Raw genomic sequence first — 13,359 nt, 5'->3', positions numbered from 1 at the left:
AAAAGACAAAATAAAAAAGTGAGGCATATGCCTCACTTTTTTATTTGCCGTTATTTCTAAGGTCTGTTGGTTAAATCATCATCATTGTCTACAGTAACGTCACCTTGAGTATCCACATCTAAAACTTCTTTTCGTACAGTTTCTGAAACTTCTTTGGTTTCTTCTTTGGTTTCCTTATTAATGACAACTTCATCTGTCACAACAGGACGTTTGGTGACTTCAATTTGTTCTTCAGTGATTGGAATAGAGATTTCTTCATCGCCGATAGTTCCGTCAGCAGGTTCGTTTCCTGAAACAGGGCGTTTTTCAATCGTTACTTCTTCATGTCGAACAGGTACTTCTACTGTTTTCGTTTCTTCTGTGACATTTTTCTTAACATGTACTTCACCTGTTTGGACTTCATTGGTGTCTACATCTAATCTTTCTTCTTGAAGAGTAATTTTTTCTTCATCTGTTACAGAACGGTCAGTTGTTGGAACGGGATCAATCGTATGATCCACATCATTGTTTAAAGTGTCATCTGTTCCAAGATCTGGGGCAGGATCTACTATTCCATCACCTGGTAATGGAGAAATTCCTTCTCCTGGAACCGGAGTAGGATCTACGATTGGAGGAACTGCACTAGGGTTAGAAGTGTCTAACGTATCTCCTTCACTATAGGTAGTATCCACTGTAGTTCTATCAATATTAGGATTGTCTTCTACTAACACCACAATGTTCCCGTTGTTGATATCCTCTTTGTAGTTGTATAGAACATCTTCATCTCGATTATAGTCAGGAGAATCGTAGGATGACTCATCATAAGAGTCTACTGTAAAGACATCTTTTATTTTGTCCCACATCGACTTGTCGTCATTGCCAGTATCTCCATTAGACGTTTCATCATAATCTGTTGTAACCTCTACATCAGTATCGAGAGAAAGAGAATCTTTCACCGATTGATTGGTCACTAAAGTAATGTCATTTTCAGAATACCCTTGCGAAACTAGGACGTCAATTGCTTTCTGTGCTTCTTCTATAGATAGATAACTTCCTTCTACAAACTTGCTCAAAATGAATTTCCTCCTTTTATTTTGCTTGGTTTCTTGATACAAATTCATTGTACAAACTTTTGTCATATTTGGCTAATGATATGTTTATAGAGTAATTGAGTCAATTACGGAGATAGAGTAAGCCTTATCATACCAACAAATTAAACCAGTTTAGAAAAAATGAAGACAAATTATTTTTCACTATATGAAAATATTTCCTTAATTTAAATATTGACGAAAACATTTTCATGCAGTAGGATGAAATCAAGAAATGTATAAAAGCACTTACAAAATGGAGGGGTAAGAAATGAAAAACAAGTTTTTTGAACGGGCACAGCAATTTGGGAAATCTTTTATGTTGCCAATCGCTATTTTGCCTGCAGCAGGTTTATTGTTAGGTATTGGGGGAGCTTTATCTAATCCAAATACGATAGGGGCATATCCTATATTGGATGTAGCTTGGTTACAAAGTATTTTCACGATTATGAGCAGTGCAGGGAATATTGTGTTTGCCAACTTGCCGGTTATCTTTGCAGTCGGTCTAGCAATTGGTATGGCAAAATCTGATAAAGGTACTGCAGCATTAGCTTCATTGATTGGTTACTTGGTAATGAATGCTACAATGAATGCGATATTGGTGTTAACAGGTGATTTGGCTGCAGATAATTTGGCAGCTGCGGGACAAGGGATGACATTAGGGATTCAAACTTTAGAGTCTGGTGTTTTCGGTGGTATCGTAGTTGGTATTCTTGCAAGCTGGTTGCACAATCGTTACAATAAGATCGAATTGCCGCAATACTTAGGGTTCTTCGGTGGTTCTCGTTTTGTACCGATCGTGACTTCGTTTGCAGCTATTTTATTAGGTGTAGTCATGTACTTTGTATGGCCGCTATTCCAAAATGTGATTGCTGGAGTAGGAGATGTTGTCAATGCAACTGGTTATGTAGGAACGCTATTATATGGATTTATTTTACGCATGCTTGGACCACTTGGTTTGCACCACACTTTCTATCTGCCATTTTGGCAAACAGCTGTCGGCGGATCATTAGAAGTTGGTGGAGAAATTGTTCAAGGAACTCAAAACATTTTCTTTGCTCAATTAGGTGACCCAAGTACGACAGAATTTTTTGCAGGAACATCACGCTTTATGTCAGGTCGTTTCATTACCATGATGTTTGGATTGGTAGGGGCTGCATTTGCGATTTATAAAACAGCAAAACCCGAGAATAAAAAAGTTGTGGGTGGATTGATGTTGTCAGCAGCTTTAACTTCTTTCTTAACTGGGATCACTGAACCACTGGAATTCTCATTCCTGTTTGTAGCTCCAGTATTGTACGTTGTTCATGCTGCATTTGATGGCTTTGCTTTTATGTTTGCACATATTTTTGACATTACGATTGGACAAACGTTCTCTGGCGGTTTCATTGACTTTATTTTATTCGGAGTATTGCAAGGTAATGCTCGCACGAACTGGTTGTTAGTTCTTCCAATCGGAATAGCTTGGTTCTTCTTGTATTACTTTACATTCACATGCTTGATTCGCAAATTTAATTTCAAGACGCCAGGTAGAGAAGAGAAGTTAGCAGCAACACCTACAGGAAATACTGTAAAAGAAGGAAGAGCTGTAAATATCATTGAAGCATTAGGCAGAAAAGATAATTTAGTAGACGTAGATAACTGCGCCACTCGTTTACGTGTGACTGTAAAAGATGGTTCTTTAGTTAACAAAGAATCATTGAAAGCTACAGGCAGCAGTGGAGTGTTGGTAAAAGGAAATGGGATCCAAGTTGTGTACGGACCGCAAGTTTCTGTTATTAAAAATGAAGTGGAAGAAGTATTGGAGGAATATGAAGGATGAAAATGATTGATCAAGTAAAAGGTGGTTTGATCGTTTCTTGTCAAGCCTTGCCAGACGAACCATTGCACAGTTCTTACATTATGGGGCGTATGGCAGTAGCCGCTGAACAAGGCGGGGCAGTAGGGATTCGTGCTAATACAAGAGAAGATATTATTGAAATCAAGAAAAATACAGAGTTGCCGGTCATTGGAATCGTTAAACGCGACTATGACGATTCTCCAGTTTTCATCACAGCCACAATGAAAGAAATCGATGAGTTGATGGAATCTGGTTGTGAGATGATTGCTTTAGATGCAACCGATCGCATTCGTCCAAATGGGCAAACATTGCAAGAGTTCGTCTCTACAATACGTGAAAAGTATGGAGATATCCAATTGATGGCTGACTGTTCAACTGTTGAAGAAGTGTTTGAAGCTGAGAGACTGGGCTTTGATGTAGTTTCAACTACCTTAATGGGGTATACAGAAGCATCTAAAGGACACGACATTGCTGAAAATGATTTTGCACGACTAAAAGAAGTTTTAGCTCATGTAAAAGCACCCGTTATCGCAGAAGGAAATGTCAATACTCCTGCAAAAGCTAAACGTTGCTTAGAGTTAGGGGTAACTTCAGTGGTAGTCGGAAGTGCCATAACAAGACCACAACTTATCACAAAGACATTTGTAGAAGGTATGAAATAAAAAATGATTTAAATGTGAGCTCTCACTCTTGTGGGAGCTCTATTTTTTTGTGAGAGGAAATCTATTAGTCAAGTAATTCAGTGAGTCAGGTTCACTTGACTAATAGATCTATAAATTCAATTAAATAGAGTTTTTCACTGTTCATTCACTCAATAAAAGAAGTTCACCTATTTTGGGTGAACTTCTTTTATGTATTATTTTAATTTTAGTGCTTGAAGTGTTTTGTTTCTGTTGTCTAAGTAAACAGGATTCTTTAACAAAGAGTAACAAAGAATATCTAAAATAAAGATGATGGAGATCTGGCTATTAATGAAACGTTCATCTGTAATGTATTGATTTTCAGAAGTAAACAACACGCCATCCGAAATTTCTGTAAGAGGGGTATGGTTACGATTCGTTATCGTAAAGACGGGAGCTCCAACTTGATTTGCTGCCTTTCCGGCTTCAATGACCGACTGAGAAGTTCCTGAATTGGAGATGCCGATAAAGAGATCATTCTGATCTAGTAAAGAAGCGCTCATCAGCATTTTATGGGGATCTAAAGCTACGTCGGCATTCAACCCCATCCGGATCAATCGGCTTTTTAATTCCTCAGCGCTCAACCCGGAACTGCCTAGCCCGCAAATTAAAATTTTGTTAGCTTGATCAATGGTATTGACCAAAGCTCTTAATTGATGGATATCCATCAGTTCAGTAGAAGATTGGATCAATTGATTATAATAAGAAGCAATCGTTTCAGGAACTTCCAACTTTTCATTTTGCTCCGTATTTAATTCTTGAGCGACGAAAGTTTTGAACTCAGCAAAACTAGTGTAGCCGACCTTATGACAAAATCGAGAAATAGTCGAAATTGAGGAATCCGTTAATTTTGCGAGGTCTTTGATATTCCAATGCGTGATTTCTGGCAAATGTTTGGAAATAAATTCTGCTATATTGCGTTCTTTCTTAGACAGCAAAGAATAGTTTTGTGATATTCGATTGGAAAAGTTTAGATTCTGCATAAGTCATCCTCCAAAAAGTATAAATGTCTTTACTAATAGTATACCACTCTAAAAAGAAAAAATAAGTGATTCTTTACCAAAGCAAGTACTAGCTAAGAACTCTTTATATTTTGGGGACAAAGAAGCCAGGTAAGAAATAATTCTTACCTGGCTTTTCATTGAGTCGATTATTCTACTGTAACACTTTTAGCTAAGTTTCTTGGTTTATCCACGTCATTGCCGCGGTGTAAACTAGTATAGTAAGCAATCAATTGAGTCGGGATGACACTCACTAACGGAGTTAACAATTCATGAACTTTTGGCAATACATACGCATCTTCTGGCTGGTTTAATCCATCCATCGAAATGATCATGCTGTGTGCTCCGCGAGAAATAACTTCGTGCGCATTTCCACGAGTATGTCCCGCTGTTTTTTTGTCTGTGATGATAGAGATGACTGGAGTATTGTCTTCAATCAAAGCAATGGTTCCGTGTTTCAATTCTCCAGCAGCGAAACCTTCCGTTTGAACGTAAGAAACTTCTTTCAATTTCAATGAAGCTTCCATCACTAAGTAGTAGTCGATTCCGCGTCCAATGTAGAATGCATTACGGCTAGTGCTTAAATGAGTCAACGACAATTGTTCAAAGATTTCTTTGTCATCGATGACTGATTCAATAGCTGAAGCTATGATAGCTAATTCATGAGCAACATCCATTTCTACAGGTAAACCTTTTGCTTTTGCAGTCAATTCAGCTAAGATAGACATGACAGCGATTTGAGCTGTGTAAGCTTTTGTTGATGCTACAGCGATTTCCGGACCAGCATACAGTAATAATGTAAATTGAGCTTCACGAGAAAGAGTAGAGCCTGGCACATTTGTCAGTGTAAGAGACGGATAACCCATTTCATTTACTTGAACCAACACTTGACGGCTGTCGGCAGTTTCTCCACTTTGTGATAAGAAAATGAAGAATGGTTTTTCCGTCAATAATGGCATATTGTAACCAAATTCGCTTGATAAATGAACTTCAGTTGGGATATTGGTAGTTTTTTCAAGCAATTGTTTTCCAACCCAACCAGCATTGTAGCTTGTACCACAAGCAACGATATAAATGCGGTCGCTAGCTAGAATAGATTCTAAAATTTCTGGATCCATTTCTAGTTCGCCTTGTTCATTTTGGTAGTTTTGGATGATTTTACGCATAACAGCAGGCTGCTCATCAATTTCTTTAGCCATATAGTATGGGTAAGTACCTTTTCCTAAATCGTTTGCATCTAAGTGAGCTGTATAAGGAGCGCGGTCGATAATATCGCCAGCCAAGGTTTCGATTTGAATGCCTTCTTGTGATAATGTAGCTACTTCACCGTCCATCAGCTCGATGAATTGATTTGTTTCTCTAATCATAGCCATTGCATCACTACAAATAACATTGAACCCATCACCTGTACCTAACAATAGAGGACTCTTGTTTTTTGCTGCATAAATCACATCAGGATTTTCATTGTCCACTAAAGCAAGAGCGTAAGAACCTTTCAAAGCAACGATAGCCTTTTTGAAAGCATCCATCGTGTCTAATTCTTCAGACTCCGCAAACCAAGCAATCAATTGAACAATGATTTCAGTATCTGTATCACTGTGCAGTTCAACATCTTGCAAATAAGCGTCGCGAACTTCTGCAAAATTTTCAATTACTCCGTTGTGGACAATCGAAAAACGACCGCTGTTTGATTGATGAGGATGAGCATTGTCTACACTAGGTGCTCCATGAGTCGCCCAACGTGTATGGCCGATTCCTGAAAAAGCAGCAACTGATTGATCGACTTTATCGCGTAAAGCAGCGATACGTCCTTTTTCTTTGAATAAATGACCAGTTTGACTGTCATCCATTACATAGATTCCAGCTGAGTCATAACCACGATATTCTAAAGTATCTAAACCATGTAATAAAATTTCTTTTGCATCTTTATTTCCGATATACCCAACGATTCCGCACATTTGCTGTTCCAACTTTCTTTTTATGATTTTTTTTTATGAACTTTTCTAATGTAGTAGTTGTCAGACCTGTATCTAACCAAATACAATACTACGATAAATTGGTATAGACAATAAATTGGAGGCGAAACAACGAGAACAGTTACATAATACAGCACCAAAAAAGAGAAGTCAATCATTTATTTCTTTTTTATTTTAAATTGGTATAGACGTTTAATCGGAGAGGGGGAGTATTGTGCTTCTAGAGAGGGAATGTCTATCAGAATAACTAAAAAGTCCCTTGTTGATTTAACCTGAGTCAACGAGGGACTTTTTTGTTTTGTCAAAAAAACGACACATTTAGAGGGAGAAAAAAAGGCGAAAAAGGTTATCATTTTTCTCCTTTTTGAAAACGTGCTATACTCTATGCAAATTAAAAAACACACCTTTTTGATTTTACTCCAGTTTTAACCTCAGATTTTACCGCTTTTTCTCATCTAGATGGATCCAACATAAGTATCTTTTTCTATTAGTTCGTTTGTTTTGTTTTTTGGTGCACTATTATTTTGTAAGAAAATACAGCAGTTTATTTGAGTTTGCCAAATCACAAAGAAAAGAGGTCTAATGCATGAAAGAAACGAGAAAAAGAATTGTCACAGAGATGCCTGAAAAGCAGGTCGCGGATGTTTATTTTGATGGACGTTACGGAGCATTGTACGAGGAAAAAGAACAAGCTTCGTTAGAAGCTTGTTCTTTTTCCTCGTACAATGCTCCGTAACGTCCATCAAAATAAACATCCGCGACCTGCTTTTCAGGCATCTCTGTGACAATTCTTTTTCTCGTTTCTTTCATGCATTAGACCTCTTTTCTTTGTGATTTGGCAAACTCAAATAAACTGCTGTATTTTCTTACAAAATAATAGTGCACCAAAAAAACAAAACAAACGAACTAATAGAAAAAGATACTTATGTTGGATCCATCTAGATGAGAAAAAGCGGTAAAATCTGAGGTTAAAACTGGAGTAAAATCAAAAAGGTGTGTTTTTTAATTTGCATAGAGTATAGCACGTTTTCAAAAAGGAGAAAAATGATAACCTTTTTCGCCTTTTTTTCTCCCTCTAAATGTGTCGTTTTTTTGACAAAACAAAAAAGTCCCTCGTTGACTCAGGTTAAATCAACAAGGGACTTTTTAGTTATTCTGATAGACATTCCCTCTCTAGAAGCACAATACTCCCCCTCTCCGATTAAACGTCTATACCAATTTAAAATAAAAAAGAAATAAATGATTGACTTCTCTTTTTTGGTGCTGTATTATGTAACTGTTCTCGTTGTTTCGCCTCCAATTTATTGTCTATACCAATTTATCGTAGTATTGTATTTGGTTAGATACAGGTCTGACAACTACTACATTAGAAAAGTTCATAAAAAAAAATCATAAAAAGAAAGTTGGAACAGCAAATGTGCGGAATCGTTGGGTATATCGGAAATAAAGATGCAAAAGAAATTTTATTACATGGTTTAGATACTTTAGAATATCGTGGTTATGACTCAGCTGGAATCTATGTAATGGATGACAGTCAAACTGGTCATTTATTCAAAGAAAAAGGACGTATCGCTGCTTTACGCGATAAAGTCGATCAATCAGTTGCTGCTTTTTCAGGAATCGGCCATACACGTTGGGCGACTCATGGAGCACCTAGTGTAGACAATGCTCATCCTCATCAATCAAACAGCGGTCGTTTTTCGATTGTCCACAACGGAGTAATTGAAAATTTTGCAGAAGTTCGCGACGCTTATTTGCAAGATGTTGAACTGCACAGTGATACAGATACTGAAATCATTGTTCAATTGATTGCTTGGTTTGCGGAGTCTGAAGAATTAGACACGATGGATGCTTTCAAAAAGGCTATCGTTGCTTTGAAAGGTTCTTACGCTCTTGCTTTAGTGGACAATGAAAATCCTGATGTGATTTATGCAGCAAAAAACAAGAGTCCTCTATTGTTAGGTACAGGTGATGGGTTCAATGTTATTTGTAGTGATGCAATGGCTATGATTAGAGAAACAAATCAATTCATCGAGCTGATGGACGGTGAAGTAGCTACATTATCACAAGAAGGCATTCAAATCGAAACCTTGGCTGGCGATATTATCGACCGCGCTCCTTATACAGCTCACTTAGATGCAAACGATTTAGGAAAAGGTACTTACCCATACTATATGGCTAAAGAAATTGATGAGCAGCCTGCTGTTATGCGTAAAATCATCCAAAACTACCAAAATGAACAAGGCGAACTAGAAATGGATCCAGAAATTTTAGAATCTATTCTAGCTAGCGACCGCATTTATATCGTTGCTTGTGGTACAAGCTACAATGCTGGTTGGGTTGGAAAACAATTGCTTGAAAAAACTACCAATATCCCAACTGAAGTTCATTTATCAAGCGAATTTGGTTACAATATGCCATTATTGACGGAAAAACCATTCTTCATTTTCTTATCACAAAGTGGAGAAACTGCCGACAGCCGTCAAGTGTTGGTTCAAGTAAATGAAATGGGTTATCCGTCTCTTACACTGACAAATGTGCCAGGCTCTACTCTTTCTCGTGAAGCTCAATTTACATTATTACTGTATGCTGGTCCGGAAATCGCTGTAGCATCAACAAAAGCTTACACAGCTCAAATCGCTGTCATGTCTATCTTAGCTGAATTGACTGCAAAAGCAAAAGGTTTACCTGTAGAAATGGATGTTGCTCATGAATTAGCTATCATAGCTTCAGCTATTGAATCAGTCATCGATGACAAAGAAATCTTTGAACAATTGTCGTTGACTCATTTAAGCACTAGCCGTAATGCATTCTACATTGGACGCGGAATCGACTACTACTTAGTGATGGAAGCTTCATTGAAATTGAAAGAAGTTTCTTACGTTCAAACGGAAGGTTTCGCTGCTGGAGAATTGAAACACGGAACCATTGCTTTGATTGAAGACAATACTCCAGTCATCTCTATCATCACAGACAAAAAAACAGCGGGACATACTCGTGGAAATGCGCACGAAGTTATTTCTCGCGGAGCACACAGCATGATCATTTCGATGGATGGATTAAACCAGCCAGAAGATGCGTATGTATTGCCAAAAGTTCATGAATTGTTAACTCCGTTAGTGAGTGTCATCCCGACTCAATTGATTGCTTACTATACTAGTTTACACCGCGGCAATGACGTGGATAAACCAAGAAACTTAGCTAAAAGTGTTACAGTAGAATAATCGACTCAATGAAAAGCCAGGTAAGAATTATTTCTTACCTGGCTTCTTTGTCCCCAAAATATAAAGAGTTCTTAGCTAGTACTTGCTTTGGTAAAGAATCACTTATTTTTTCTTTTTAGAGTGGTATACTATTAGTAAAGACATTTATACTTTTTGGAGGATGACTTATGCAGAATCTAAACTTTTCCAATCGAATATCACAAAACTATTCTTTGCTGTCTAAGAAAGAACGCAATATAGCAGAATTTATTTCCAAACATTTGCCAGAAATCACGCATTGGAATATCAAAGACCTCGCAAAATTAACGGATTCCTCAATTTCGACTATTTCTCGATTTTGTCATAAGGTCGGCTACACTAGTTTTGCTGAGTTCAAAACTTTCGTCGCTCAAGAATTAAATACGGAGCAAAATGAAAAGTTGGAAGTTCCTGAAACGATTGCTTCTTATTATAATCAATTGATCCAATCTTCTACTGAACTGATGGATATCCATCAATTAAGAGCTTTGGTCAATACCATTGATCAAGCTAACAAAATTTTAATTTGCGGGCTAGGCAGTTCCGGGTTGAGCGCTGAGGAATTAAAAAGCCGATTGATCCGGATGGGGTTGAATGCCGACGTAGCTTTAGATCCCCATAAAATGCTGATGAGCGCTTCTTTACTAGATCAGAATGATCTCTTTATCGGCATCTCCAATTCAGGAACTTCTCAGTCGGTCATTGAAGCCGGAAAGGCAGCAAATCAAGTTGGAGCTCCCGTCTTTACGATAACGAATCGTAACCATACCCCTCTTACAGAAATTTCGGATGGCGTGTTGTTTACTTCTGAAAATCAATACATTACAGATGAACGTTTCATTAATAGCCAGATCTCCATCATCTTTATTTTAGATATTCTTTGTTACTCTTTGTTAAAGAATCCTGTTTACTTAGACAACAGAAACAAAACACTTCAAGCACTAAAATTAAAATAATACATAAAAGAAGTTCACCCAAAATAGGTGAACTTCTTTTATTGAGTGAATGAACAGTGAAAAACTCTATTTAATTGAATTTATAGATCTATTAGTCAAGTGAACCTGACTCACTGAATTACTTGACTAATAGATTTCCTCTCACAAAAAAATAGAGCTCCCACAAGAGTGAGAGCTCACATTTAAATCATTTTTTATTTCATACCTTCTACAAATGTCTTTGTGATAAGTTGTGGTCTTGTTATGGCACTTCCGACTACCACTGAAGTTACCCCTAACTCTAAGCAACGTTTAGCTTTTGCAGGAGTATTGACATTTCCTTCTGCGATAACGGGTGCTTTTACATGAGCTAAAACTTCTTTTAGTCGTGCAAAATCATTTTCAGCAATGTCGTGTCCTTTAGATGCTTCTGTATACCCCATTAAGGTAGTTGAAACTACATCAAAGCCCAGTCTCTCAGCTTCAAACACTTCTTCAACAGTTGAACAGTCAGCCATCAATTGGATATCTCCATACTTTTCACGTATTGTAGAGACGAACTCTTGCAATGTTTGCCCATTTGGACGAATGCGATCGGTTGCATCTAAAGCAATCATCTCACAACCAGATTCCATCAACTCATCGATTTCTTTCATTGTGGCTGTGATGAAAACTGGAGAATCGTCATAGTCGCGTTTAACGATTCCAATGACCGGCAACTCTGTATTTTTCTTGATTTCAATAATATCTTCTCTTGTATTAGCACGAATCCCTACTGCCCCGCCTTGTTCAGCGGCTACTGCCATACGCCCCATAATGTAAGAACTGTGCAATGGTTCGTCTGGCAAGGCTTGACAAGAAACGATCAAACCACCTTTTACTTGATCAATCATTTTCATCCTTCATATTCCTCCAATACTTCTTCCACTTCATTTTTAATAACAGAAACTTGCGGTCCGTACACAACTTGGATCCCATTTCCTTTTACCAACACTCCACTGCTGCCTGTAGCTTTCAATGATTCTTTGTTAACTAAAGAACCATCTTTTACAGTCACACGTAAACGAGTGGCGCAGTTATCTACGTCTACTAAATTATCTTTTCTGCCTAATGCTTCAATGATATTTACAGCTCTTCCTTCTTTTACAGTATTTCCTGTAGGTGTTGCTGCTAACTTCTCTTCTCTACCTGGCGTCTTGAAATTAAATTTGCGAATCAAGCATGTGAATGTAAAGTAATACAAGAAGAACCAAGCTATTCCGATTGGAAGAACTAACAACCAGTTCGTGCGAGCATTACCTTGCAATACTCCGAATAAAATAAAGTCAATGAAACCGCCAGAGAACGTTTGTCCAATCGTAATGTCAAAAATATGTGCAAACATAAAAGCAAAGCCATCAAATGCAGCATGAACAACGTACAATACTGGAGCTACAAACAGGAATGAGAATTCCAGTGGTTCAGTGATCCCAGTTAAGAAAGAAGTTAAAGCTGCTGACAACATCAATCCACCCACAACTTTTTTATTCTCGGGTTTTGCTGTTTTATAAATCGCAAATGCAGCCCCTACCAATCCAAACATCATGGTAATGAAACGACCTGACATAAAGCGTGATGTTCCTGCAAAAAATTCTGTCGTACTTGGGTCACCTAATTGAGCAAAGAAAATGTTTTGAGTTCCTTGAACAATTTCTCCACCAACTTCTAATGATCCGCCGACAGCTGTTTGCCAAAATGGCAGATAGAAAGTGTGGTGCAAACCAAGTGGTCCAAGCATGCGTAAAATAAATCCATATAATAGCGTTCCTACATAACCAGTTGCATTGACAACATCTCCTACTCCAGCAATCACATTTTGGAATAGCGGCCATACAAAGTACATGACTACACCTAATAAAATAGCTGCAAACGAAGTCACGATCGGTACAAAACGAGAACCACCGAAGAACCCTAAGTATTGCGGCAATTCGATCTTATTGTAACGATTGTGCAACCAGCTTGCAAGAATACCAACTACGATACCACCGAAAACACCAGACTCTAAAGTTTGAATCCCTAATGTCATCCCTTGTCCCGCAGCTGCCAAATTATCTGCAGCCAAATCACCTGTTAACACCAATATCGCATTCATTGTAGCATTCATTACCAAGTAACCAATCAATGAAGCTAATGCTGCAGTACCTTTATCAGATTTTGCCATACCAATTGCTAGACCGACTGCAAAGATAACCGGCAAGTTGGCAAACACAATATTCCCTGCACTGCTCATAATCGTGAAAATACTTTGTAACCAAGCTACATCCAATATAGGATATGCCCCTATCGTATTTGGATTAGATAAAGCTCCCCCAATACCTAACAATAAACCTGCTGCAGGCAAAATAGCGATTGGCAACATAAAAGATTTCCCAAATTGCTGTGCCCGTTCAAAAAACTTGTTTTTCATTTCTTACCCCTCCATTTTGTAAGTGCTTTTATACATTTCTTGATTTCATCCTACTGCATGAAAATGTTTTCGTCAATATTTAAATTAAGGAAATATTTTCATATAGTGAAAAATAATTTGTCTTCATTTTTTCTAAACTGGTTTAATTTGTTGGTATGATAAGGCTTACTCT

At 37.7% G+C, this 13,359-nt stretch carries 10 protein-coding genes; 4 read left to right on the top strand and 6 right to left on the bottom strand.

The genetic code is table 11. The features are described from left to right. Window positions 1-56: 56 nt before the first annotated feature. Entirely contained in the window at window positions 57-1,052 is a 996-nt protein-coding gene (locus LMF32_RS00530) for a YsnF/AvaK domain-containing protein (protein WP_230523466.1), read from the bottom strand. Window positions 1,053-1,338: 286 nt separating this feature from the next. On the opposite strand from LMF32_RS00530, the gene ptsG (LMF32_RS00525) reads away from it, so the two are divergent. Together ptsG (LMF32_RS00525) and LMF32_RS00520 are read left to right on the top strand one after the other, a co-directional pair. After that, a complete protein-coding gene (gene ptsG, locus LMF32_RS00525) occupies window positions 1,339-2,889 on the top strand; it encodes a glucose-specific PTS transporter subunit IIBC (RefSeq protein ID WP_230523467.1) in 1,551 nt (516 codons plus the stop codon). 2 nt (window positions 2,890-2,891) lie between these two features. Next, window positions 2,892-3,569: an N-acetylmannosamine-6-phosphate 2-epimerase gene (locus LMF32_RS00520; protein ID WP_218147491.1), complete on the top strand. Its 678-nt coding sequence runs from the start codon at window positions 2,892-2,894 to the stop codon at window positions 3,567-3,569. Between the two features lie 194 nt (window positions 3,570-3,763). Here the strand turns inward: LMF32_RS00520 and LMF32_RS00515 are convergent, their stop codons facing one another. The 3 genes from LMF32_RS00515 to LMF32_RS00505 all read right to left on the bottom strand — a co-directional run bounded on the left by LMF32_RS00515 (window position 3,764) and on the right by LMF32_RS00505 (window position 7,374). Next, window positions 3,764-4,570: a MurR/RpiR family transcriptional regulator gene (locus LMF32_RS00515; RefSeq protein WP_230523468.1), complete on the bottom strand. Its 807-nt coding sequence runs from the start codon at window positions 4,568-4,570 to the stop codon at window positions 3,764-3,766. Between the two features lie 167 nt (window positions 4,571-4,737). After that, window positions 4,738-6,546, bottom strand: a complete 1,809-nt coding sequence (gene glmS, locus LMF32_RS00510) for a glutamine--fructose-6-phosphate transaminase (isomerizing) (protein ID WP_230523469.1) — start codon at window positions 6,544-6,546, stop codon at window positions 4,738-4,740. A gap of 678 nt (window positions 6,547-7,224) precedes the next feature. Further along, complete coding sequence (locus tag LMF32_RS00505; RefSeq protein ID WP_230523470.1) at window positions 7,225-7,374, bottom strand: hypothetical protein; 150 nt, start codon at window positions 7,372-7,374, stop codon at window positions 7,225-7,227. A gap of 605 nt (window positions 7,375-7,979) precedes the next feature. On the opposite strand from LMF32_RS00505, the gene glmS (LMF32_RS00500) reads away from it, so the two are divergent. Together glmS (LMF32_RS00500) and LMF32_RS00495 are read left to right on the top strand one after the other, a co-directional pair. Further along, window positions 7,980-9,788 carry a glutamine--fructose-6-phosphate transaminase (isomerizing) gene (glmS, locus tag LMF32_RS00500; protein ID WP_230523469.1) on the top strand — a complete coding sequence of 603 codons (1,809 nt, stop codon included), beginning with the start codon at window positions 7,980-7,982 and terminating at the stop codon, window positions 9,786-9,788. 167 nt (window positions 9,789-9,955) lie between these two features. Then, window positions 9,956-10,762: a MurR/RpiR family transcriptional regulator gene (locus LMF32_RS00495; protein ID WP_230523468.1), complete on the top strand. Its 807-nt coding sequence runs from the start codon at window positions 9,956-9,958 to the stop codon at window positions 10,760-10,762. Between the two features lie 194 nt (window positions 10,763-10,956). On the opposite strand, the gene LMF32_RS00490 is transcribed toward LMF32_RS00495, so the two are convergent. Together LMF32_RS00490 and ptsG (LMF32_RS00485) are read right to left on the bottom strand one after the other, a co-directional pair. Continuing rightward, window positions 10,957-11,634: an N-acetylmannosamine-6-phosphate 2-epimerase gene (locus LMF32_RS00490; RefSeq protein ID WP_218147491.1), complete on the bottom strand. Its 678-nt coding sequence runs from the start codon at window positions 11,632-11,634 to the stop codon at window positions 10,957-10,959. Window positions 11,635-11,636: 2 nt separating this feature from the next. Then, a complete protein-coding gene (gene ptsG, locus LMF32_RS00485; RefSeq protein ID WP_230523467.1) occupies window positions 11,637-13,187 on the bottom strand; it encodes a glucose-specific PTS transporter subunit IIBC in 1,551 nt (516 codons plus the stop codon). Between the last annotated feature and the right edge of the window lie 172 nt (window positions 13,188-13,359).

The organism is Desemzia sp. C1 (assembly GCF_020882875.1).
In the GTDB taxonomy this organism is placed as follows: Bacteria; Bacillota; Bacilli; order Lactobacillales; family Carnobacteriaceae; genus Desemzia; species Desemzia incerta.
The sequence above is the reverse complement of the archived record's forward strand: the minus strand, read 5'-3'. Positions and strand labels throughout refer to the sequence as shown.